The sequence below is a fragment of the Micromonospora sp. DT53 genome (assembly GCF_049841535.1).
Classification (GTDB): domain Bacteria; phylum Actinomycetota; class Actinomycetes; order Mycobacteriales; family Micromonosporaceae; genus Micromonospora.
The window spans coordinates 411,080-434,553 of the sequence record NZ_JBNCKM010000004.1 but is presented as its reverse complement, the minus strand read 5'-3'; the positions used below and the strand labels follow the sequence as shown (position 1 = coordinate 434,553).

Annotated in this window: 19 protein-coding genes; 7 read left to right on the top strand and 12 right to left on the bottom strand. The window is 70.9% G+C overall.

Features of this window, described 5'->3' with window-relative positions:
* Positions 1-161: 161 nt before the first annotated feature.
* On the top strand, positions 162-1,337 hold the full coding sequence (gene tcmP / locus ACLQ3B_RS16230) for a three-Cys-motif partner protein TcmP (RefSeq protein WP_425781511.1): 1,176 nt from the start codon (positions 162-164) through the stop codon (positions 1,335-1,337).
* A 25-nt stretch (positions 1,338-1,362) separates the two neighbouring features.
* On the opposite strand, the gene ACLQ3B_RS16225 is transcribed toward tcmP, so the two are convergent.
* Positions 1,363-2,118, bottom strand: a complete 756-nt coding sequence (locus ACLQ3B_RS16225; RefSeq protein ID WP_425781510.1) for a DUF5131 family protein — start codon at positions 2,116-2,118, stop codon at positions 1,363-1,365.
* Between the two features lie 567 nt (positions 2,119-2,685).
* Entirely contained in the window at positions 2,686-3,807 is a 1,122-nt protein-coding gene (locus ACLQ3B_RS16220) for a glycerophosphodiester phosphodiesterase (RefSeq protein ID WP_425781508.1), read from the bottom strand.
* A gap of 139 nt (positions 3,808-3,946) precedes the next feature.
* Here ACLQ3B_RS16220 and ACLQ3B_RS16215 point away from each other — a divergent pair, with 139 nt between their 5' ends.
* Positions 3,947-5,281: a TrkH family potassium uptake protein gene (locus ACLQ3B_RS16215; RefSeq protein ID WP_425781506.1), complete on the top strand. Its 1,335-nt coding sequence runs from the start codon at positions 3,947-3,949 to the stop codon at positions 5,279-5,281.
* A 68-nt stretch (positions 5,282-5,349) separates the two neighbouring features.
* Positions 5,350-6,018 (top strand): potassium channel family protein, encoded by a 669-nt coding sequence (locus ACLQ3B_RS16210; RefSeq protein WP_425781504.1) that lies wholly within the window; start codon positions 5,350-5,352, stop codon positions 6,016-6,018.
* A 73-nt stretch (positions 6,019-6,091) separates the two neighbouring features.
* Here the strand turns inward: ACLQ3B_RS16210 and ACLQ3B_RS16205 are convergent, their stop codons facing one another.
* From ACLQ3B_RS16205 to ACLQ3B_RS16175, 7 genes are all read right to left on the bottom strand, one after another.
* Positions 6,092-7,744, bottom strand: coding sequence for a protein kinase domain-containing protein (locus ACLQ3B_RS16205; RefSeq protein WP_425781502.1), 1,653 nt, complete (start codon positions 7,742-7,744; stop codon positions 6,092-6,094).
* Between the two features lie 71 nt (positions 7,745-7,815).
* Entirely contained in the window at positions 7,816-9,378 is a 1,563-nt protein-coding gene (locus tag ACLQ3B_RS16200) for a fused MFS/spermidine synthase (RefSeq protein ID WP_425781500.1), read from the bottom strand.
* Positions 9,379-9,414: 36 nt separating this feature from the next.
* Positions 9,415-10,431 carry a coiled-coil domain-containing protein gene (locus ACLQ3B_RS16195; protein WP_425781498.1) on the bottom strand — a complete coding sequence of 339 codons (1,017 nt, stop codon included), beginning with the start codon at positions 10,429-10,431 and terminating at the stop codon, positions 9,415-9,417.
* Positions 10,432-10,612: 181 nt separating this feature from the next.
* A complete protein-coding gene (locus tag ACLQ3B_RS16190) occupies positions 10,613-11,422 on the bottom strand; it encodes an inositol monophosphatase family protein (RefSeq protein WP_425781496.1) in 810 nt (269 codons plus the stop codon).
* On the bottom strand, positions 11,415-11,867 hold the full coding sequence (locus tag ACLQ3B_RS16185; RefSeq protein WP_357305351.1) for a response regulator: 453 nt from the start codon (positions 11,865-11,867) through the stop codon (positions 11,415-11,417). The genes ACLQ3B_RS16190 and ACLQ3B_RS16185 overlap by 8 nt, the downstream gene beginning before the upstream one ends.
* Positions 11,864-13,597: a sensor histidine kinase gene (locus ACLQ3B_RS16180; protein ID WP_425781494.1), complete on the bottom strand. Its 1,734-nt coding sequence runs from the start codon at positions 13,595-13,597 to the stop codon at positions 11,864-11,866. Before ACLQ3B_RS16180 ends, ACLQ3B_RS16185 begins: the two co-directional genes overlap by 4 nt.
* Positions 13,594-14,793, bottom strand: a complete 1,200-nt coding sequence (locus ACLQ3B_RS16175) for a PP2C family protein-serine/threonine phosphatase (RefSeq protein WP_425781710.1) — start codon at positions 14,791-14,793, stop codon at positions 13,594-13,596. The genes ACLQ3B_RS16180 and ACLQ3B_RS16175 overlap by 4 nt, the downstream gene beginning before the upstream one ends.
* A 289-nt stretch (positions 14,794-15,082) precedes the next feature.
* Here ACLQ3B_RS16175 and ACLQ3B_RS16170 point away from each other — a divergent pair, with 289 nt between their 5' ends.
* Positions 15,083-17,503 (top strand): M28 family peptidase, encoded by a 2,421-nt coding sequence (locus ACLQ3B_RS16170; protein ID WP_425781492.1) that lies wholly within the window; start codon positions 15,083-15,085, stop codon positions 17,501-17,503.
* A 60-nt stretch (positions 17,504-17,563) separates the two neighbouring features.
* Here the strand turns inward: ACLQ3B_RS16170 and ACLQ3B_RS16165 are convergent, their stop codons facing one another.
* Entirely contained in the window at positions 17,564-18,052 is a 489-nt protein-coding gene (locus ACLQ3B_RS16165) for a hypothetical protein (protein WP_425781490.1), read from the bottom strand.
* Between the two features lie 281 nt (positions 18,053-18,333).
* Between ACLQ3B_RS16165 and ACLQ3B_RS16160 the strand changes: the two genes are divergently transcribed.
* Positions 18,334-20,493 carry a tetratricopeptide repeat protein gene (locus ACLQ3B_RS16160; protein WP_425781488.1) on the top strand — a complete coding sequence of 720 codons (2,160 nt, stop codon included), beginning with the start codon at positions 18,334-18,336 and terminating at the stop codon, positions 20,491-20,493.
* A gap of 4 nt (positions 20,494-20,497) precedes the next feature.
* On the opposite strand, the gene ACLQ3B_RS16155 is transcribed toward ACLQ3B_RS16160, so the two are convergent.
* Positions 20,498-21,439 (bottom strand): threonine/serine dehydratase, encoded by a 942-nt coding sequence (locus tag ACLQ3B_RS16155; RefSeq protein WP_425781486.1) that lies wholly within the window; start codon positions 21,437-21,439, stop codon positions 20,498-20,500.
* A gap of 16 nt (positions 21,440-21,455) precedes the next feature.
* Positions 21,456-22,256, bottom strand: a complete 801-nt coding sequence (locus tag ACLQ3B_RS16150) for an L-gamma-glutamyl-L-propargylglycine hydroxylase BesE (RefSeq protein WP_425781484.1) — start codon at positions 22,254-22,256, stop codon at positions 21,456-21,458.
* 192 nt (positions 22,257-22,448) lie between these two features.
* Between ACLQ3B_RS16150 and ACLQ3B_RS16145 the strand changes: the two genes are divergently transcribed.
* Together ACLQ3B_RS16145 and ACLQ3B_RS16140 are read left to right on the top strand one after the other, a co-directional pair.
* Entirely contained in the window at positions 22,449-22,697 is a 249-nt protein-coding gene (locus ACLQ3B_RS16145) for a hypothetical protein (protein ID WP_425781482.1), read from the top strand.
* A 149-nt stretch (positions 22,698-22,846) separates the two neighbouring features.
* On the top strand, positions 22,847-23,473 hold the full coding sequence (locus tag ACLQ3B_RS16140; protein ID WP_425781481.1) for a hypothetical protein: 627 nt from the start codon (positions 22,847-22,849) through the stop codon (positions 23,471-23,473).
* Position 23,474 lies beyond the last annotated feature (1 nt).

The window sequence follows — 23,474 nt, the reverse complement described above, 5'->3', positions numbered from 1 at the left end:
CTGCGGGCCGCGCGACGATCAACCGCCAGACGGCCATAGGTGCTGCTCATCAAGCGTTGCCACCAGACGAATCCCCTCCGAGCAGACCTCTTGCGGCCAGCGAGCCCTGCAACGCAGCGCTACCTTCTCATGACCAAAAGTGAGCGACGCGGGGAGGACCGTTGTCCAGCAACGACGAATTTTTTCGGTCGAAGAAGGCTGCGGCCGTGCTGAAGCACGGCATCCTCAAGCGCTATCCCGTGGTGTTCGCCTCCAAGACGGGGCAGGGGAACCCGATCGTCTTCCTCGACGGCTACGCCGGCAGAGGCGAGTACGACGGCGGCGAGCCCGGATCTCCACTGCTGTTGTCCCGGTGCGCCGAGTTCGTCCAAGGCTTCCGCGACGTGCTCGCGTTCTTCGTCGAGCAGGATCCGGACAGCTACGCGAACCTGGAGCAGGTGCTCCACGACAAGGGTGGGGCAGTGCGGCGTGAACTTCGCCAGGGCACCCTCGACCAGCACTTGCCCGAGGTGCTGGCCCGAGCCAAGGGTGCCTCGCTCTTCGCCTTTCTCGATCCCTTCGGTCCCGCGCTCGACTTCGATCTGATCCAGACGCGGCTGCTCGGGCGCCCGAGCTGGCCGCCGACCGAAGTGCTGCTGCATTTCAGCGTCTCCACCGTGGCTCGGATGGGACGTGCCGTTCACGTCGCCGAGAATCGATCGGGTGGGCTGTCGGAGAGCGACCGGAGGACCGCCACGCGATTGGATCGGTTCCTGGGTGGCGGCTGGTGGCGCAGTTATTTCGCCGAGGTGTCGGATGCGGGCGATGACCAGCGCGCCACGGACGTCGCGCTCCGGGTTGCGGACAGGTACGCCCGAGATCTCACCCAGGGGTCCGACTACCAGGCGGTGCAGATGCCGGTGCGGCCACGCCCTGGTCTCGCGCCGAAGTACGTCCTTGCCCTGTTCACCACCCATGGCGAGGGTGCCTGGCATTTCGCCGACACCCTGGGAAAAGCTGGCGTCGAATGGGAGGAGGCGTGGGTCCGGGAACAGATCCGCCGGGGCGACCACGTGGCGGAGACGTTGTTCGGCGACGGTCCCGTCTTCGACGCCGAGCAGTACAAGGCCGAGAACGCCCCTCGCTGGTCAGGTGCGATCGAGCGGAACATCATCAAGCTGCTCGAACAAAACTCTACGATCAAGATCGTCGATCTCGTGCCGGAGATCTACGGTGACGTGCTCGGGCATGCATGGGCACCACATGTACGACAGGCCGTCAAGTCGCTGCATCGGCAGGGCCGGATCAGCAGCCCCGGCACGGGTGACTTCTGGAAGGAAGTCCTCTGGCGACCTTGAGCCGGCGCCGCACTCGCGGCAGCCCTTATGCCTGCACGAGTAGGCGCGGGGCCGGCATCTCGTCCCAGGTCCGACCGTCGAGGTGCCGGCCGCCAACCTTCGGCGTACGCCCGCCCCACTGCTTGAAGAAGAACGCGGTGCCCGCAGCCGCGCACTGATCCCGGAGGTCGCGCGCCCACGCCGGCTCCATCGGGCGGCAGCCCTGCCCCGACTCGCCCCCCGCGATCAGCCAGTCGATGCCGTCGAGATCCAAGTCGACCAGTGGCCCCAGCAGCGGCTCAGCCGATATGAACCGTACCGCAGCCGGCACCTCGCGGAGCTGGGCGACCCGCTCCCGCTGAGTGTGGTCTTCGACGCTCACGCCCATCCAGACGTTCGCTGGCCAGTCGATCTGATGGGCGACCTTCGCCAGCCTTGAGGCGCGCTTGGTGAGCACCTGGAAGGTGTGCCTCGGGGTCTCGCGCATGACGGCGAACACCTGTTGCACATAGGTGAGAGGAACCCGAGCGTGGAACAGATCCGACATGGAGTTGACGAAGACGGTCCGTGGGTCACGCCAGCGACGAGGAATATCGAGGGCATCAGGGTGCAGGGCGACGCCGAAACCCGGGCCAGAGGTGCGCGGGTCTCCGTCCGTCTGGTACTTGATCGAGCCCATCGCCTTGAGCCGCTTGGCCAGAGTCATCGCGTAGCAGTTGTCGCAGCCCGACGAGATGCGGTCACAACCGGTGGTGGGATTCCAGGTTGCTTCCGTCCACTCGATGGCGCTTTTGTCCGCCATGCGCCCTCCTTCCACTCGACGGGCCAATACTGTCGAACAACCGTACGCATGGGAAGGGTTGCGGGGCGTGTCGGCCCGCCATCTTCGCTGTCTACGCTGCCGCTGGCCTTGCGTCGGCATAGGCACATGCCACCAACACTCCCTGACAGACCGATCCGGACCTCTGCGGAAATTGTGCGGGTCGACGCGTCGGGGCGGTCGAAGATCGTCACAACAACCCTGATATGGCTGCCTCAACTCGCATCGAGGCAGCAACTTCCCCGAAGTTGCTGCCTCAAGGCCGTTTCGACGCAGGACCGAGCGCCCGGTTTCGGTGGAGGGTGGACGCAGGTAGCGGCGGGCGTGGGTGCCAGATTCGTTTACGGCATCAGCTCCAAAGCGTCTGTTTAGGTAACGCCGGGTGCCCGGGAGGGCGAGGTCGGATGTGCCGCTGGCCCGCCGTCCGGGTGGCGGACGACGGGCCAGCGTCTGGGCCGGGCGTGATCGGCCCGGCGGTCGGCTCGGAGCGGATCCGCTCCGAGCCGAGGTCAACCGGGGCGGGGACACCCGCCGAAGCGCGGATGGGTGTCAGCGCGTGGCAAGGCCGGCGCGGGCGGCGACCGCGGTGTCCGGGTGGTCGCTGAAGACACCGTCGAGGCCCAGGCCGAGGAAGAGTTCGTACTCGGCGGTGATGTCGCCGCGCGCGTTCGGGTCGGTGCCGATCCGGAAGTCGACCGGGAGGAACTGGTTCTCGGCGCGGAACGTCCAGGAGTGCACGAGCAGGTGCTCCCGGTGCGCGTCGCGTACCACGCTGGTCGGTTCGAGCAGGGCGCCGGCGGCGTTCCGGGGGATGATCAGATTCTTGTTCACGCCGATGCCGTCGGCGTACCCGGCGATCCACTTCAGCCCGGCCGGCGTGGCCAGGTCCTGGTAGGTGCGCGCGTCACCGGCGACGGTGAAGTCGTAGGGGCGACCTGTCGCGTCGAGTAGTTGGACGAGCTTCACGTCGGTCAGCCGGCTCAGGCGACGCAGGTTGGCCGTCTCGAACGACTGGATGAAGACCGGCGAGTTCTTCCGGTCCAGCTTGTTCTGCCGCAGCGCCCGGAGCAGCGGCTCCTCCAACGGCAGATTGATCGAGGCGAAGTAGCTCGGGTGCTTGGTCTCCGGGTAGATGCCGATGGTGCGGCCCCGTGCCCGCCCCTCGGTCCGGGCCAGGTCGATGACCTCCTGGAGGGTGGGCACCTCGAAGCGACCGTCGAAGGCGGTGTTCGCCACGCGTACCTGCGGCAGCCGCTCCTTGGCCCGCAGGGTCTTCAGCTCGGCGAGGGTGAAGTCCTCGGTGAACCAGCCGGTCACCGCGACGCCGTCGATGGTCTTCGTCGCCTTCCGGGCCGCGAACTCGGGGCGGGTCGACACGTCGGTGGTGCCGGAGATCTCGTTCTCGTGCCGGGCGACCAGCACGCCGTCGAAGGTGGAGACCAGGTCCGGCTCGATGTAGTCGGCACCCATCCGGATCGCCAACCGGTACGCCTCCAGCGTGTGCTCCGGCCGGTAGCCGCTGGCGCCACGGTGACCGATCACGATTGGTCGGTCGTCGGCCCGGGAGCGGTTGGCGTTCGCGGCCGGTTCGGCCACGGCCATTGTCGGCAGGGCCACGGCGGCAGCGAGCAGAGCGCCGGCCACGCCGAGGGTCGAGAGGGTACGTCGCAACGCCGTCTCCTGTCATCGGTGGTCCGGGTAAGCAGACCGCCCGCGATTTGCCAGGAGTTGGTCGATGGCTGACCGGCAGATGAATCTCCGGAATGCCCGTTCCCACTCCACGGTCGCGGGCGGCCAGGAAGATTGTCTGGTGCGCCGGTTTTTCCGCAATCCCGTGCGGCTGGTGCCGTTCGCGTTCCTGGTGCCGATCCTGTTCGGCACCGGGTTGCTCTTGGCGCGCTGGGCGACCGCCGAACACGAACGTCCTCCCGTGGTCACCGCCCTCTTCACCGCCACCTCGGCCGTGTCGGTCACCGGCATGGCGATCACCGACACGCCGAACTACTGGTCCGGCTGGGGACTGCTGGTGATCACCCTGCTCACCCAACTCGGCGGCCTCGGCATCCTCACCGTCGCGGCGTTGGTCATCCTGGTGGTCTCCAGCCAGCTCGGGCTGCGCAACCGGTTGCTGGTGCAGGCCGAGACCGCGGAGTTCGGCATCGGCGAGGTGGGCCGGTTGCTCCGGCGGATCGTGCTCACCGTCTTCGCCTGCGAGGCGGTGATGACCGTGCTGGTCACCGGTCGGCTCTGGCTGACCTACGACTACCCCTTCGGGCGGGCCCTCTGGTCGGGCGTCTTCCACGCCGTGCAGGCGTTCAACAACGGTGGCTTCGCGCTCTACACCGACGGCCTGCTGGCCTTCAGCCGTGACCCGTGGGTGTCGCTGCCCCTGGCGATCGGCGCGATCATCGGCGGTCTGGGGTTTCCCGCGTTGTTCGAGGCGGTCCGCGAGTGGCGTCAGCCGGCGCACTGGGCGGTGGCGACGAAGTTGACCATCTGGGGCAGCGCGGTGCTGCTGGCAGTTGGCTTCGTCGGCCTGCTCGCCGCCGAGTGGACCAACGCGGGCACGATCGGCCAGTACGACGTACCGGGCAAGCTCCTCGCGTCGTTCACCCAGATCGCCCTGAGCCGCACCGGCGGCTTCAGCGTCCTGGACATCACCGACCTTCAGGAGGAGAGCTACCCCCTGCTGATCGTGCTGATGTTCATCGGCGGCGGCAGTGCCAGCACGGCGGGTGGAATCAAGGTCTCCACGTTCTTCCTGCTGGCGTTCACCATCTGGGCCGAGTTGCGGGGTGAGCCGGACGTGACGATCGGGCACCGGCGGGTGGCCACCGCCAGCCAGCGGCAGGCGGTCACCGTGGCGCTGCTCAGCGTCGCGTTGGTGATGGCCGGAACCATGGCGTTGCTGCTGCTCACCGAGGGCGTCCGCTTCGTCGCTGCCCTGTTCGAGATCACCTCGGCGTTCAGCACCACCGGTCTGACCATCGGCCTGGCCGCCGAACTGCCGGCCGGCGGCCAACTCGCACTGACCGTACTCATGTTCATCGGCCGGGTCGGGACGCTCACCCTGGGGTCGGCGATCGCCCTGAACACCCGCCGCCGGCTCTACCGCTATCCCCAGGAGCAACCCATTGTCGGCTAGGGCGTGTTTCGGAAGTCTCGGCCGGCCAGCGCTTCGGAGACACACCTTTGGAAGCAGGGAGGGCCGAGGTGTCGGCTAGACGGGCGGACAGCGGCGGCATCGTGGTGATCGGGCTGGGTCGATTCGGTTGCCACCTGGCCGGGTCGCTGACCCGGATGAACCGCGAGGTGTTGGCCATCGACCGCAGTCCGGCGAAGGTGCAGCGCTGGTCGGCGCAGCTCGAGCGGGTGGTTCAGGCCGACTCGACCGAGGAGGGGGCGCTGCGGCAGCTGGGCGTCACCAGCTTCGAACGGGCGGTGGTGGCCATCGGGGCCTCGGTGGAGGCGAGCGTGCTCACCGTATTGGCGCTGGTCGAGCTGGGCGTACCCCAGATCTGGGCGCGGGCCACCTCGCAGAAGCACGCCAAGATCCTGGCGTCGGTGGGCGCCCACCACGTGATCTTTCCGGAGGCGGAGACGGGGGATCGGCTCGCCCACCTGATCGTGAGCCGGTTGCTCGACTTCATCGAGTTCGACGACGACTTCGCCATCGCCACCGTCCGGGTGCCGGAATCCCTGGTCGGGCGCACCCTGCTCGACCTGAAACCGGAGGAGCGTTACGGGGTACGCGTGGTCGGCGCCAAGCTGCCAGGCGAACGCTTCCGGTACACGGCCGACGACACGGCACTTCCGCAGGGTGGGGTGCTCATCGTCGAGGGTGGGATCGACCAGGTGCAGCGGTTCGCGGGCATGCGCTGACCCGCCGCACGCCGACCGGCCTCGGTGTGGCCTGTTCACTTCTTCCGGTGACCACCCGGCCCCTTGCCCTTGGTCACCTTCCCGCTTTTCCCGGACCACCACCCGCGGCCTTGGCCTTCACCGGACCCTTGGGAGGCTTCGGCTGCTTGGCCTTCGGCGCACCGCCGCCCGAACCGGAGCCGCTGCGCACCTTCGCGGCCTTGGGCGGAGCCTTCGTCGTGGCGGCCTTGCTCGGCGGGGCCGTGGACGGCGCACTCCCGGCGACCCCGGACACCCGAACCCCGCAGGTCGCCTCGCCGAGCCGGAACTCGACAGGCAACGGGTTCGCCCCGCTGTACTTGCCCGTGAGGGTCACCTTCTCGGCCCCACCAGGGGCCAGCGTGGTGCGCTGGGCCGTCGGCCGGATCAGCACCGTGCTCCCCTGCTGGTGCACCGGCGCGGGCTCCGCCTTCGTCACCTTCTGCTGCCCGGGGAAGGTGAAGCTCATCGTCCAGTCCCGCAGCTCACGGCCACCGGTGTTGGTCAGGGTCAGCTCGGCGGCGAACTCGGTGCCGGAGTCGGTGCGCAGGGCGTACGCCACCTCGCAGGGCGCCGCCGCCGGCAGGCCCATCCGAGCCTCGGTCGTCGGCCGGTCCCCGCCACTGGCCGGGCTGCGTGAGGTGAACCCCCACATCGCCCCGGTGACCGCGATCAGCCCGACGGCGGCCACGCCGGCCTCCACCCGCCGACGCCGGGTCACTCGTTGCCGCGTCCGACGATCCCGGCCACGGGTCCGCGACAACGGCAACGCGTCGGTCGCCGCCGACCAGGGCAGGATCGTGGTGCGCGCACTGCCGAGCATGGCCGCGTCGAGGGGCCCGGCGGCCGGGGAGACCGGCACCGCCGCGAGCATGCCGGCCGCGTCGGCGAGCGTCCGGGTCAGCTCGGCGGTGGCCGGTCGGTCGGCGGGCCGCTTGGCCAGGCAGCGCCCGACCAACTCGGCCACCCCGTCGGGCAGCCCCGGGACGGTGGGCATCGGCTCCGGGTCGTTGTACATGTGAGCGCGCAGCATCTGGGTGGTCGTGCTGGCCAGCCAGGGCAGTCGGCCGGTGAGCATCCGATAGAGCAGCAGCCCCACCGCGTACACGTCGGTGGCCGGGGAGACCTGGCCGTTGTCCAGCCGTTCCGGGGCGAGGTACGCGGGAGTGCCCAACAGCGCGCCGTCCGGCCCCTTCTCGCTCTCCCCGACGAGCGCGGAGATGCCGAAGTCGACAACCTTGACCCCGGTCGAGGTGAGCATGACGTTGCCCGGGGTGACGTCGCGGTGCACCACACCGCGGGCGTGCGCAGTGGCCAGCGCCGAGCTGACCTCGGCGCCGATGGTCACCGCCTCCCGCCACGGCAGCCGGCTCTCCCGGCCCAACCGGCTGGCCAGCGACGCGCCGTCGACCAGCTCCATCACCACGTACGGCACGGTCAGCCCGACCTGCTCGGACTCGCCGTAGTCGTACACGTTCGTGATGTTGGGGTGGCACAGCCGCGCGGCGGCCTGCGCCTCGATCCGGATGCGGTGGCGGAAGGCCCGGTCGCTGGCCAGCCGGGAGGCCAGCACCTTCACCGCGACCTGGCGGCCGAGCACCTCGTCGTAGCCACGCCAGACCACCGACATCCCACCCGCGCCGAGCTGCTCGATCAGCCGGTACCGCTCATCGAGCAACTGCGCGCCGTTTCGGTCCCCACCACCCATGGTGACCGTTGTTGCCCAGGATCAGTCCGCCTACACCTGGAGCATCGGAATCGGTCAGGATTGTCACCCGTTCAGGCGGTGGCCAGCAGTTGGTCCACCGGGGCGTAGTCGTCGGTCAACACCATCGCCCCGCCCACGAAGTCCGTCAGCGCCGCGCCGGACAGCAGGCTGGCCCTCGGGTCCACCTCGGCCAGCCGGGCACGGACGGCTTCCAGCGGCAGCGGAGCGTCGGACCCGACGATGAGGAAGTTGGCGCCCTGCTCCTCGGCGAGCGCCTCCGGCGGCGCGATCACCGCGACGTGCCCGAACTCGACGGCCACCGTGGCCAGCTCGGCGCGGATGAACCGCAGCGGCGGGTAGTCGATGACGTTCTGCACGTACACCCCGCCGGGACGGGCCACCCGTCGGACGTCGGCGGCCATCTCCCGGGTGGACAGGTGCCAGGGCACCACCAGGTGCCCGAACGCGTCACCGACCACCAGGTCACGGCTGTCGGTCGGCTCACCGGCGACGAGCATCCGAGCGTCACCCACCACCGCCCGCAGCTCCGGCCCCGGCCGTACGCCCAACTCCTGCTCGCCCAGCTCGACCAGCCCGCCGTCGATCTCGAACACCAGGTTGTCGGTGCCCGGTCGGGTGGCGGTCAGGTAACGCGGCACGGTGAACCCACCGCCGCCCAGGTGCAGCGCGTCCAGGCGCTGACCGGCCGGCGCGGCGACGTCGGCGACCGCGCCGATCCACTTCGTGTAGGCGTACTCCAGGTGTTTCGGGTCGGCGAGGTCCACGTACGAGTGCTGGGCGGAGTTGAGTAGCAGCGTCCGCCCGCTGGGCCGGGCGGGATCCGAGGTGACCCGGGCGCAGTGGTACGCCGTCTCGATGTCGCACGGGTTGGGCGCCACGGTGGTCAGCCCCGCCCCGGCCAGGCCGAGTACGGCCAGCGCGGCCCGGGCCCGGGCCGGACCGGGTAGCTCGGTGGGCTCCTGCCGGCGCAGGTACCACCCGAGGCCGATGCCGACCAACCCGAGCGCCAGCGCCAGGGTCAGCAGGATGACGGTGCTGCGCAGGGCGGCGACCAGCACGAACCCGGTCAGCAGGGTTGCGGTGATGCCACCCAGGGTGCCGATCCCGGAGAGTCGACCAACCACCTGGCCGGTGCGGCGCAGGTCGGCGAGCTGGAGTTTCACGACCAACGGGGTGACCGCGGCCAACAGCGCCGCTGGCACGAAGACCGCAAGCGCGACCAGCAGCAGGATGCCGCTGGCCGCTCCACCCCGCAGCACCTCGCCGGCGTACCGGACGACGGGCAGGGTGATCGCGGTGGCGATGCCGGCCAGCACCAACGCCGGCGCCAGCAGGCCCCGCGGGTTGCGCCGGTCGGCCAGCCAGCCGCCGGACCACGCCCCGTACGCGATCGCGGCCAGCGCGATGCCGATCACCGAGCTGGTCACCTGGAGGGTCACCCCGACGTACGGGCCGACCAGGCGCAGCGCGACGGTCTCCAGCACCAGCACGGCACCGCTGGAGAAGAAGACCAGGAAGGCGGCCAAGCCGTTGGGCAGCGCCCGGCCGGTGACCGGCCCGGGCAGGGCCGGGGAAACCGGCGGGGCCGCTACGTCGGACGGTGGGGAGCTCATCGTCGCGATGGTACGCAGCGAAGCTGGTGCTTCGGGTCAGTACATCGAGAGATGAACATGGTTCGTGTGGGAGGCCGCCGGACTGCCGCTACCACTGTACGAGCGCCACCCGGTGCCGGGATGCCAGATCTGCCGGTACCAGATCACGTAGAGCACGCCCAGACGGTCGGCGTTGCGCACGTGCCAGGCGGCCAGGCTGTCACCGTACGACTTGTCGCCGCCCGTCGCGTTCTTGTCCTCGAAGCCGTTCGTGGCGGCCGAGAAGTCGCAGGCCCGGCCCTTCGGGTGCTCGCCGCCGCCGCCGCTGCGCTTGCAGGAGACGTGCCGCTTGTAGCCGGCCGCCTGGGTCTGCTTGAGCGCGTTGAGGGTGCGCGGGGTGATGCATCCGGAGGTGGTCGGGTCCTTCACCGAGCAGGACTCCGACGGCCAGGACCCGTCGGAGTTGCGCGGCGCCGGCTTCGCCGAAGTGGAGCTGCCGCCGCTGAAACCGTTGCTGCCGCCGGAGCTGACCTCGGCGAGCGCCTCCTCGGCTTCCTTCTTCTTCTTCGCCATCACGGCGAGTTGCTTCTGCTGCTCGCGGACCTCGGCGTCGATGGCGACCTTGGCCTGCTGTGCCTGCTGCCGGGCTTCGGTGAGGTCACGAAGCCGCTTGCTGTCCCGTTGGGCCATCAGGTCGAGGTCGCCCGCGCGTTCCAGGAACGCCTCCGGCGTGGCGGTGTTGAGCAGCATCGAGACCGCGCTCAGCCGACCCACCCGGTACGACTGGGCGGCCACCTCGCCCACCTGGCTGCGGAGCCCGACCAGCCGACCCTCCAGCGCCGTCAGCTCACCGGTCAGCGCCGTCTGGCGACGCTTGGAGTTGTCCAGTTTGGCCTTGGCCTCGATGTGGCCCTTGGCGGTCAGCTCCAGCGCGTCCTGCAGCTTCTTGCTGCCGCCCTCGCCCGGCTCCGCGTAGGCGGGCACGGCAGCACCGCCGAGCACCAACGCGACGGCGGCGAGCACGGCGAACAGAGCGCGGCGACCGAGCCGCGGGCTGAGCCTGGTCCTGGGCACGAAAGCGTCCTTCCGTCGACCGCCGGCCTCCCGATGAACACTGCACGGCGGCGCCGGTCGGCGGCCTGCTGGCGGAGACCGCCGGTCACGATACCGGACTGTGGGCCGGTGACCAGCCCCCTGACCCGCAGGCTGCTCCGATCTCGACGGAGCGTCCCGACCCGGTCGCGCAGCGCGCGGATCAGGTGCTGAGGAGAGCGTCGTGCACCTCGGACCAGACCTGCTCGTTGGCCGCGACGAGCAGACCGTGGCCGTCGTCGGCGGGGTGGTAGTCGACGCCGTCGAACCGGCGGGCGACACCCCCGGCGGCACGGACCAGCAGGGTGCCCGGGGCGTGGTCCCACGGCAGGGTGCGCCAGAAGAGGACGAACTGCTGCTCGCCGGTGAGGATGTCCAGGTATTCCCGACCGGCGCAGTGCTGGCCGGGCAGCAGCTCACCGAGCCGCCGACCGCCGGCGCGGACCCGGTCGCGGGTCTCCGCCGGCAGGAACCGGGTCATCGCCGCGCCGCGCAGCTCACCGAGCGGCGGCACCGAGCCGGCGCTGTCCACCGGCCGACCGTTGAGCAGGGTGCCGTCGTCCGCCGAGCCGGCGGCGAGGGTGTCGGCGAGCGGGTCGAGGATCCAGCCGGCGGTCGGCCGCCCGTCGCTCAGCAGCGACACCATCAGGGCGAACGGCCGACGACCGGCGGCGAAGTTGGCGGTGCCGTCGACCGGGTCGACCAGCCAGACGTCGCCGCCGTCGCGCAGGTGCCGCAGCAACCCCGGATCGTCGGCGACACCCTCCTCCCCGACCACCATCGAGCCCGGCCGCAGTCGCCGCAACCCTGCCGAGAGCAGCTCCTCGGCCCGGCGGTCGGCGACGGTGACCACCTCGCCGGGCGCCTTCTCCGACACGTCATCGTCGTCGAGCTTGCGGAACAGTGGCAGCACGACCTGGTCGGCGGCCTCCCAGAGGAGGTCGCCAACGTCGTCCAGCAGGGTGTCAGCCACGCGGCGGCAGCTTGACCACGCTGACGAAGAACTCGTCGATCTGACGGACCACCGAGATGAAGCGCTCGAAGTCCACAGGCTTCGTCACGTAGGCGTTGGCGTGCAGCTGGTAGCTGCGCAGGATGTCCTCGTCGGCCTGGGAGGTGGTGAGCACCACCACCGGGATCCGACGCAGTTCCGGGTCGTTCTTGATCTCTTCCAGCACCTCCCGGCCGTCCCGCCGGGGAAGGTTGAGGTCGAGCAGGATCAGGTCGGGCGCCACCGCGTCCGCGTACTGGCCCTCACGCCGCAGGTAGGCGAGCGCCTCGGCCCCGTCGGAGACGACGGTCAGCCGATTACGCAGCTTGTGCTCCTCGAAAGCCTCCTGGGTCATCAGCACGTCACCCGGGTCGTCCTCCACGAGCAGGACCTCGATCGGGCTGTTGCCATCCGCCGGCGCGGTCATCCCACCGTCTCCCTCATGTCACCCGTTCTACCGCTTTCCGGCGCCTGGTCGGCCCGGTCCGGCTGGTCCGACTCGCCGGCCTGCTCGGTCAGCGCTGCCGGAGCCTCGGTCGAGGGCGGCATGTCGCCCACGATCGGGGCGTTCGGCTCCACCGCGGAATCGGCAGCGGCAGCCGCCGCGACGTCCCCGGGGAGCGCCGGCAGGGTGAACCGGATCGCGGTGCCCTCCGGCACGTCGGTGTCCACCCAGACGCGACCGCCGTGGTACTCGACGATCTTCTTGACGATCGCCAGCCCGATGCCGGTGCCCGGGTACGCGTCCTTGGAGTGCAACCGCTGGAAGATCACAAAGATCTTGTCGGCGAACTCCGGCTCGATCCCGATGCCGTTGTCCTGACAGCTGATCTCCCACTCGGCGCCCACCAACCGGGCCGACACGTGCACCTTCGACGGCACGTCCGGCCGGCGGAACTTGATCGAGTTGCTGACCAGGTTGGCCAGCAGGTTGGTGAGCAGCGGTTCCTCACCCGAGATCACCGGAAGCTCGGTCCAGGTCAGCTCGGCGTCCGCGTACTGCCGGGCAGCCTCGGTCTGGCCGGCCACGTCGCCCATCACCTTGTTGAGGTCGACCTCGACGAAGCCGGTGGTGAGCCGCCCGATCCGGGAGAACGCGAGCAGGTCGTTGATCAGCCGCTGCATCCGTTGCGCGCCGTCCACCGCGAAGGCGATGTACTGGTCGGCCCGCTCGTCGAGCTGCCCGGCGTAACGGCGCTGGAGCAGCTGGCAGAAGCTGGCGACCTTACGCAGCGGCTCCTGCAGATCGTGTGAGGCGACGTACGCGAACTGCTCCAGGTCACGGTTGGACCGGGTCAGCTCCTCGGCCTGCTTCTGGAGCTGACTGTTGACCCACTCGATCCGCTCGCGGGCGGCCCGGACCTCGGCCAGGTCGGCGGCGATCTTCTGCCGCATCGCGTCCACGTCCTCGCCGAGCCGGATGAACTCCGGCGGGCCGACGGTGGCGATGCGGTGCTGGTAGTCGCCCTCGGCGACCTCGCGCACCTGGGTGGCCAGGCCGGTCAGCGGCCGGACCACCATCCGGTCCAGTGAGAGCAGCAGCACAGCACCGGCCACGACCACCACCAGGGCGGCGACGATCAGCAGGACGACCAGCACGTTGCTGCTGGTACGCACGTCGTTGGCGGTCTGCTCCCGGGCGGCCAGGACCTCCTCCTGGAGGTCGTTCACCGCCGAGCGCACCTCGTCGAACTGTTGCCGGGCCGCTTCGGTGACCAACGCCTGGCCGGCGCTTGTGCCATTCTGCTCGGTGGTGGTGATCACCGGCTCCGCGACCGACTGCCGCCACCCCGTGACTCGCTCCTCGACGGTCCGCAGCTCCTGGTCGATCTGTGGGTAGTTGTCGAGCAGCGTCCGCATCGAGACGACGACGCTCTTCTCCTGCTCCAGCCCCTCCCGGTAAGGGTTCAGGTCGTCCGGGTCGCCGCTGACCGCGTACCCACGGATCGCCGTCTCCTGGTCGAGCAGCGCGTTGAGCAGCTCCTGCGACTGCACCCGCAGCGGGCCGGTCTCGTTCAGGACGGCGTCGATCTGGGTGCGGTTGCGGGCGGCCATCGCCGCCTCCGCGGCGGCCAGGCCGATCAGCAACACGCCCACGACGGCGAGCAGGGTGATCACCCGGCGGCGCAGACTCCAGCCGCCGATAACCGGCTTCACCGGCCACCACCCCGGCTCACCAGCAGCATGGCCACGTCGTCGGCGAGCGGGCCACCGTTGAGCCGCTCGGCCCGGCCGACCAGCCAGGCCGGCAGCTCGGGCAGCGACACCGAACGGTTGGCCGGCTCGCCCAGCAACCCACTGAGGCCCGGCACGTCGAGCCGTTCGTTGCCGGCACCCACCCGACCCTCGATCAGGCCGTCGGTGTACATCAGCAGGGACCAGTCATCGGTGTCGAACTCCAGGTCGTAGGCGATCGGCCGGCGCGGGCGTACGCCCAGCAGCAGGCCGCCGGGCGCGGGCACCGGGACGACCCGGCCGCCGGAGAGCAGCAGCGGTGGCGGGTGCCCGGCCAGTCGGACGGTGGCCCGGTTGGCGTCCAGGTCCAGTCTGACGGTGGCCACCGTCGCGAAGATCTCCTGGAGGCGGCGCTCACTCATCAGCACCTGCTCCAGGGCGGGCAGCACCTCGTCGTCCGGCACTCGGGCGAGCACCAGGGCGCGCCAGGCCACCCGCAGCTCGACCCCGAGCGCGGCCTCGTCCACCCCGTGCCCGCAGACGTCGCCGACGATCAGGTCGAGGCGGTCCGGGTGGGTCTGCACCACGTCGAAGAAGTCCCCGCCGATCAACGCGGCGTGCCGGCCGGGCCGGTAGAAGGTGTGCACCGCCACCTGGTCGGTCGTCATCAACGGTTGGGGCAGCAGGCCGCGTTCGAGCCGGGCCGACTCGGCCTGGCGCAGCTCGACCTCGCGCAACCGGCGGGCGTTCTCGTCGGCGCGCTTACGCTCCACGGCGTAGCGCAGCGCCCGGGTCAGCAGCACCCCGTCCACCTGGCCCTTGACCAGGTAGTCCTGTGCACCCTCGGCGACCGCCACGACGCCCAGGTGCTCGTCCGTGCGGCCGGTCAGCACGCAGACCGCGGCGCCGCTGGACATCTCCAGCACCTGGCGCAGCCCGTCCAGCCCCTGCGCGTCGGGCAGGCCCAGGTCGAGCAGGACGCAGTCGACGTCGCTGATCCGCTGCCGCGCCTCCCGGAGGCTGGTGGCGACCAGCAGGTCGATCATCGAGTTCGTCTCGGCCAACAGCTCACCGACCAGGAAGGCGTCGCCCTCGTCGTCCTCCACCAGCAGCACCCGCAACCGCTCACCCGGCGGCAGGTTGGCGTGCCGCGCCAGGCCACCGTGCGGGTACGGCACAACTGGGGAACCGGCCAAGCCGGCCCCCCGGTGCGGCCGGGTCACCGCCGCGAGACGCGGGAAGTCGCTGGTGATGTCGGGCTCCTTTCGAGTGCCCTGCTGATCCTGTATTAGACAACGGTCGCACACAACACGATGCCTTCGGCGCGGGCGGGGATGGGCCGCATCACTGCCCGCCCGATGACAAACCGGGCGGCTGGTGGACGCGGTGCGGACCGGCCATCCCATCCGTGGCCGCTGCCGGGCAGGATGATCCCACCCCAGGCCCCACCACCCCCGAGGAGTTCCCGTGGGCGCACCCACCACCCCGGCCACGACGGGCAAGCCGCCTCGTCCGATTCCCGGCGTACCCCCTGCCGACCGCGCGCTGACCCGGCCGCGTCGGCGGCTCGTGGCCGCCGCGGCGGCTCTGGTCGCGCTGGCCGCGGTCGGCGCCGGCAGTCTCCTCGACCTGCGCACCCCGGCCCCGAAGCCGGCCGACGCGCCGGTGGGCGCGTTCAGCGCCGGCCGGGCGTACGAGGACGTCCAGGTGATCGCCGCCCGGTCGCACGTGGCCGGCAGCCCGGCCAACGAGCAGGTCCAAGCGCACCTCGAGCAGCAGTTGCGGGGGCTGGGCCTGGAGACCCAGGTGCAGGACACCGTGGCACCGGAGGCCGGTCAGCTCAGCGGGGCGGCGGGCGGGGCGACGCTTGCCCGGGTCCGCAACGTGGTGGCCCGGCTGCCCGGCACCGACTCGACGGGGCGGGTCTTCCTGGTCGCCCACTACGACTCGGTGCAGACCGGGCCGGGCGGCAACGACGACGCGGCCGGCACGTCGACCATCCTGGAGGTGGCCCGCGCGCTGACCACCGGCCCCCGGCCGCGCAACGACATCGTCTTCGTGCTGACCGACGCCGAGGAGGCGTGCCTCTGCGGCGCGTCCGCGTTCGCCGCCAGCCACCCGCTGGCCGCCGACGGCGGTGTGGTGCTCAACCTGGAGGCGCGGGGCTCCACCGGGCCGGTGATCATGTTCGAGACGTCCCGGAACAACGCGAAGCTGGTGGACATCTTCGGCCGGGCCGCCCCGCACCCGGTCGGCACCTCGTTCGCGGTGGAGATCTACCGTGCGCTGCCCAACGACACCGACTTCACCGCCTTCCCCGATCGCAAGTTCGTCGGGCTGAACTCGGCGTACATCGACGGTGGGGCGATCTACCACACGCCGTTGGACACTCCGGCCGCCATGGACCGGGGCAGCCTCCAGCAGCACGGGGACAACGCGTTGGGCCTGGCCCGGGCGTTCGGTGGCACCGACCTGACCGACCTGCGCTCCGGGCACGACGCCACCTACTTCCCCGTCCCCGGTGGGCTGGTCCGTTACCCGGGCTGGCTCACCCTCCCGCTGGCCCTGCTCGCGGTGGCCGCGGTGGCCGCCCTGGGCTGGCTGACCCGCCGGAGCGGCCGGGCCAGCACCGGCCGGCTGACCGCCGGCTTCGCGCTGGGCCTGGTGCCGATCGTGGTCGCGCCGGTCGCCGCCCAACTGCTGTGGCTGGCGATCACCAGGATCCGACCGGGGTACGCGGAGCTGCTCGACCCGTACCGACCGATCTGGTACCGGCTGGCCGTCCTGGCGCTCGCCACCGCCATCCTGTTCACCTGGTACGCGCTGACCCGCCGCCGGATCGGCCCGGCCGCGCTCGCCGTCGGCGGGCTGGCCTGGCTGGCCCTGCTCGGGGTGCTGCTCGCCGTGGCGGTGCCGGGTGGGGCGTACCTCACCACCCTGCCGGCGCTGGCCGGTGCCCTCGGCGGGCTGGTCGCGCTGCGTACCCGGCAGACCGGACCGTGGCCGGTGGTGGCGGTGACGGCCGCCGCGGCCGTGGGTGTGGTCATCCTGCTGCCCACCGTGGTGCTGCTCTTCCCCGCGCTGGGGATGGCCATGGGCGGGGTGGCCGCGCTGGTCGCGGTGCTGCTCGGCCTGACCGCCCTGCCGGTGGTGGACCTGCTGCACCCGCAGGCCGGCGGCCAGCGCGGCCTGGTCGCGCTGCGGGCCCGACGACTCGCGGTGCTGCCGGCCGGCGCGGCCGCCGTGGCGGCGGTGGTGCTCGCCGGGGTCGGGCTGGGTGTCGACCGGTTCGACGCCGCCCACCCCGCGCCCACCCACCTGATGTACGCCATGGACGCCGACACCGGCCAGGCCCGTTGGCTCAGCCACGAGAGCGACCCGCAGCCGTGGACGGACGGCTACGTGGACGGGGTGACCGACGTCGGCGACGAGTTCCCCGGGCTCGGCGGCGGGGAGCTGCGGGCCGGCCCGGCGCAGGCGGCGAACCTGCCGGCGCCGAAGCTGGAGGTGGTGGCCGACGCCACCGCCGGCGGTGAACGCACCCTGCGGGTGCGGCTCACCCCGCAGCGGGCGGTCCGGCTCACCACCCTGCACGTCGACACGTCGACCGCGACCGTGCTGCGCGCCGAGGTGGCGGGGCGGTCGGTGCCGGTGGAGCCCCGGGCCGGGAAGTGGGGTTTCGGGCTGGTCTTCCACGCCCCGCCGGCCGAGGGTGTCGAGGTCACGTTGACCCTGCGGCCCATCGCCGGGCAGGTGGCGCTGCGGGTGATGGACGCCAGTGACGGGTTGGACGCGCTGCCCGGCTTCCGCCCCCGGCCACCGGCCGTCGGCGTCGTCGGGTCGCACAGCTCGGAGATGCTCGCCGTCGCCCGCACCTACCCCATCTGAGCGAAACGGTGGTCCGGTGGAGCGGACCTTCCCGCCGGACCACCGTTGCACGTCTTCCGGTCAGCCCGCCGGCTCTGGCTGGCCGGCACCGACCCGGTGCCAGCGATTACCGTCGTGGTCGGTGAAGGTGAGGTCCACCAGGACGGTGTCGGCCGTGCGTAGCCGGTGCTCCGCCGCGACGGTGACGAAGAGGTCGTGCGAGTCGCGGCCCGGTATCCGACGGACCTGTTTCGCCGCGGCCAGCCCGACCGGCGGGCCGTCCGGGTCGTCGGACGGGACGAGTCGAGTCAGCACCACCACGTCCAGCACCGGGGCGTCGCTCTCGTTGGCCACGGCTACCCGCAACACCGAGGTGCCGCGAATCTCGGCCACCGCCGAGACCAACCGGGCCTGGGTGGCGCGGATTCGCAGATCGTCGTTGCGGCGAGACCGAATTTCCCGCCGCAATCCGAGGTAGACGAAGAGCACGCTGGCGATGGAGCCGACCGCCCCGAACCAATCCGGTACGGAACCCCAGTCGACGACGTCCTGGATTGGCGACCAGTTCATGCGTCCATCGTGGATGCACCTGTCCAGCGTCGCGCACGGCGGATCGGCTGGAATCAACCGCGAATTGGGAATTCTGGCACCGATTCCGGTCAGTCGGGCGGCCTAAACGGAGAGTGTGCAACCCAGCACGGGGATGGATACGCTTGCGGTCGACATGGCGCGGGCGGCAATCCCTCCGACTGTCCACCAGATGGACAGGATCTTTCGCCGCCGGCCCATTTCGAATTCGCCACCGAAGGGGGACCGCATTGACTGCGGACGTTCCACCCGAGGATGGCGGCGTGCCTCGGCCGGCGTACGACAGGCCGAGTCGCGTCTCCGTCGATCCACCACTCGGACGACTGGACAGCCCGTTGCACGGGCGCGACGACCTGATCGACGAGATCGTGCGACCGGGGGAGGTCGCCGATGGCCAGCCGTCGGTGCACATCCTGTGCGGAATGGGCGGCTCCGGCAAGAGCCACGTCGCGTTGGAGATCGCCCGCCGGGCCCGGGCCGACGGCCGGACGGTCTGGTGGGTGCAGGCCGGGCGGCTCAACTCCGGAATGCGGGAGGTGGTCAGCCAACTCGGTGCGTCGGAGACCCAGGTCGACCAGGCCTGGGCCGGCATGATCAGCGCAACCGACCTGGTGTGGCGCTACCTCAACCAGGCCGCGCAGCCCTGGCTGTTGATCTTCGACAGCGCGGACGAGCCCGCCACCCTGGGCCCCACCGACGGGGTGCTCGCCGACGGCACCGGCTGGCTACGCAGCCCGGAGGCCGACGACGGCACCGTCATCGTGACCAGCCGGGATGGCAACCGGGCCACCTGGGGCACCTGGGGCACCTGGTCGAGGCTGCACCAGGTGCGCCCGCTCGACGCCGACGCCGGCGCGCAGGTGCTCATCGACCGGGCCGGCGCCCAGGCCGGGGGCCTGGCCGACGCCCGAGAGCTCGCCCGGGAGCTGGGCGGGTTGCCCCTCGCCCTGCGCGCCGCCGGTAACTACCTGCGGTCGGTGAACGCCAGCCCGGTCTGGCGCGGCTCATCCACCATCACCACCTTCGCCGACTACCGGGTGGCCGTGCAGCGCCGGTTCCGCTCACCGCGCGACGCCGCCGACGTCGACCTCGACGAGTCCCTCGGCCTGGAGATCGTCCGCGAGGTCGACGACATCTCACTGGACCTGCTGGCCCGCCGCCAGCTCCAACAGAGCCGACCACTGCTCAACGTGCTGGCCTGTCTGAGCATCTCCCCGGTGCCCTACGAGGTGGTGCTCAAGCCGGCCATCCTGGCCGAGTCGCCACTCTTCAAAGGGCTCACCGGCCGGCAGCGGGTCAAGGTGCTGGAGGGCATCGGCAACCTCGCCCTTGTCGACTTCGACGTCCGGGAGGAGGTCACCGACCCGGCGTTCGCGCACGTGCTGTCGCTGCACCCACTCGTGCACGCCATGTTCCGCGACCGCGACGAGGTCCGCGAGCAGATCGCCGAATACCACAAGCTGGTCATGAAGCTGCTGCTCGCCGCCACCGAGGGGCAGAACCCGGACGACTCGGCGGCCTGGACCAACTGGGACGTGCTGGTGCCACACCTGGTCGAGGCCGTGCGGGAATACCTGGTGCCGCAGAAACACAAGCACGACCCCGAAACGGTACGCCGGGCGCTGGAGCTGACCCGACTCACCGCCCGCTACCTCATCGCGATCGGCCTACCCGGGTCGGCCTTCGACATCCTCGACCCGATCGTGCGCGGTTGTGCCGCGTACGACCACGACCTGGACCGGCCGCAGATCCTGGCGCTGCGTCACGAGTTGGGCCGCACCTGGCTGGAGCGCAACCAGCCGGAGATGGCCGACCGGGTGCTCCGCGAGGTGATCGCGGACCGCACCAGGGTGCTGGGCAGCGACGACGCCGACACCCTCGCCAGCCGGCACAAGCTCACCAAGGCGATCATGGCGCAGCGCCAGTGGCCGGAGGCCGAGTTGGAGCTGCGGCAGATCGTCGCCGCCGAGGACCAGGTCCGCGGCCCGGAACACTGGGACACCATGATCGTGCGGCACAGCCTGGCGCTGGCGGTGCTCGCCCAACAACGGTCGCCCGAGGCCGAGGAGATGCTGCACGCCATCCTGGAGGTCCGCTACCGGTTGTGGCCGCTCAACCAACCGGAGACCTGGCAGGCCCGGCACACGCTGGCCCGTTGCATGCAGGCGCAGGGCCGGCTCGCCGAGGCGGAAGCCGAACTGCGGGCCACCTTGGCCACCGTGGAACCCCGGCACGCCGACCGCAGCGAGGTGCTCGCCATCCGGTCCACCCTGGGCCTGGTGCTGCTGCTGGAGGAGCAGGTCGACACGGCGATCGAGGTGTACGAACAGTTGCTGGCCGACCGTCGGCGACTCCTCGGAGACACCCACCTGGACACCCTCCAGGTGGAGCACGCGCTGCGCCGGCTGCGGGACGGCGCCTGAACGGTCAGTGCGGCGCGACCGGGCCCAGGTCACTCGGGTCGGTGTTGCCACCACAGATGATCACTGCGACCCGCTCCCCCGGCTGCGGCACGTACGCGCCACCGACAAGCGCGGCCAGCGCGGCGGCACCACCCAACTCGGCCGCGACCCGCAGCTCCGACCAGAGCAACCGGCGCGCCCGCATCAGATCCTCGTCCCGGACCAGCACGGACACCACAGCGGTCCGGCGGGCGGTGTCGAAGGCGATCTCGCCGATCCGCCGGGCACCCAGCGAATCGGTGGCGATGCCACCCACCTCGATGTCCACCGGCCGGCCCGCCTTGAGAGCCGAGTGCAGGGTGGGGATCTGCTCGGGCTCGACCGCGACGACGCGTACCGACCCGCCGAACCAACTGGCGATACCGGACACCAACCCGCCACCACCGACCGCCACCAGCACGGTGTCGATCCCGTCCACCTGCCGTTCCAGCTCCCGGCCGACCGTGCCCTGACCGGCCACCACCTCCGGCTGGTCGTACGCGTGCACGACCAACGCGCCGGTCTCCCCGGCCCGCTGGGTGCTCGCCGCCAACGCCTCGGCGTAGTGCTGGCCCACCTGGCGCACCTGGGCGCCCAGCCCGGCCAACCGCTGCACCTTCACCGGCGACGCGGTGACCGGCACGAAGACCTCCGCCGGCACGCCCAGCGACCGGGCCGCGTACGCGACGGCGAGACCATGGTTGCCACCCGATGCGGCGATAACCCCGGCCGAGGGCAACGACCCCTGGAGCATCCGGTTGAACGCGCCACGCGGCTTGAACGAGCCGGTGTGCTGGTGCAACTCCAACTTGAGGCTGAGCTGCCCGGGCACACCCAGATCGGCACCGTCGACAGCGATGACCGGGGTTTCCCGGACCCGCCCCTGGACAAGGGCCGCGGCCGCCTCGACGTCGCTTCTGTCCACCATGGGGAAACGCCCTTCACTACGACCAGAGGGCCAGTCGACCATCGTCGGTGAGCCCGACGAAACATCCTATGGAGATCCGTCGGCCATCCGACGCCTGACGCACCGTGTGATAGTGCCGCGGATCAAACAGAAAGCCCTCCCCGAGGGTGGGGCGCAACGTCAACGACTGCGTGTCGGCGACCACCGCCTCCTGGAAGCCGTACCCGCCGGGAACCCGCAGCGCCTCGTCGTCGGGCTGCCAGCGCCGCCGCCACAACACGGTCTCCCCACCGGCCGGCGGCACCCGGATGTAGATGTTGAACGCCAACTGCGCCACCACCTCGCCGTCGAGCAGCCGGCCCGCGTACTCCCGGACCGCGTCGTCGAAGTGCACCTGGAGCCCCGCGTTGATCTCGCGGACGATGCCGACGTGCATCTCCCGACGCTGCCGCCGCCCGGGTGCGACGTCCGGCCAGGCGTCTCGGAACGCGGCCAGGCACAGCTCCCGGGGCGAATCCGACAGACCCAGCGTCGACCAGCACTTCTCGGCCGCGCGGGCGGCGTCCCAGTAGTCCTCGCGGAGCTCACCGCCGGACCGGTGGTCGTTGATGGCCGGGCCGAACTTGGCGACGACGGGAAAGACCCGACTCTCGTCGTAGCGGTCCATCGGCGCGTTGGCGAGGGCAGCGGTGATCACCTGACAGCGGGCCGCGGAGAGCATCCCCGGCACCCGAACGGCGGCCAGCCGCCCCGCGGCGAGCCCGGCGACATCCGCACGGGTGATCGACTCTGCTTGGACGGCGACGAACAAGGGGTCGATCCTGCTCGAATTCTGCACGGCGGTCCTCCCGTAACGAAGATCCCTCACCGGACTTGTCGCGCCCCCGATCCGCGCACCGTGCAATGTACAAACCGCAGGCAAGTGAGGTATCCGCAGTTCCGCGCGGCGTGGCGCGGCCACCGCTACCATCGGCGCAACCGGGATACGCGGCCCCGAGCCGTACGGCGGAAGCTTTCCACCGATCGGGGAATGGTGACGATTCTCGGCGTGACGCATGATGCGACTAGTTCGAACACTGACAAGGAGTTCGAGATGGCAGGCGCCGGCCCGACGGATCTTGACATGCACGTCGACCGCCTGGAAATGGCGCGTCGAATAGCCCGGGAAATGATCGAGTCCGACCATCAGGCCCTGGATCTCGCCGTCCGCCAGCGCCCACAGTGCTGGTCCCGCCGCCCGACCGGTCACGCCGCCCGCGCCGAAGCCCTCGCGGGCTGACGCTCCACACAGCTGCCCCCGGCGCCTCGACAGCGCTGTTAGCCTGGCGCGTCGCGACAAGCCAGCACGGGGGACGGTGCAGCGTGAACTGCTCGAACTGCGGGAGCCAACTCGACCATCCTGGGCAGGGACACACCTGCCTCGGCGGCGTGGCGACGCCACCCCGGCCACCCGCGCACTGGCAAGCAGCCCAGTGGGTGCTGGTGACGCTGGCGGCGGTCTTCGCAGGGCTCTCGTTGATCCGCGCCGCGATCACCGCCGACCTGCTGACGCTGCCGAGCGGAGACGTCATCGACGTCCTGTCGATCGCCGGGCCGCTGGCCCTCTTCGCCGCCTTCCTCACCTGGTCGAATGTCACCAAGCGCGTCATCGACGCCCATTCGATCGCTGCCGCGACGGTGCGGCACTGGGCGATCGGAGCGGGTGCTCTGCTCCTCTTCCTGTCGTACCTCCTGCCGGTGAAGACCCCGACCGCCTTTCACGTCGTCCGGGCGGCCGCCGCGATCCTGCTCGGCATCGGCGCCCTGATCACCCACGGCAGAGCCACCCGCCGGCTCGCTGAGCCGTCCACCCCCGCAGACCAGAACGACGCCACCGGTACGGGCACCGCGCCACAGTGGGTGGACGAAGCTCGGCCGGGACAGGTGGGGAGCCAGCCCGCCCGGTTGGCGCTCGACATCGAGACGCAGCCGGAGGACTGGAACGCGTCCCTGTGGGATCCCGAGGTCCAGCAGGACATCGAGCGCCGGCGCCGCCAGCAGGCACCACCCGCCTGAT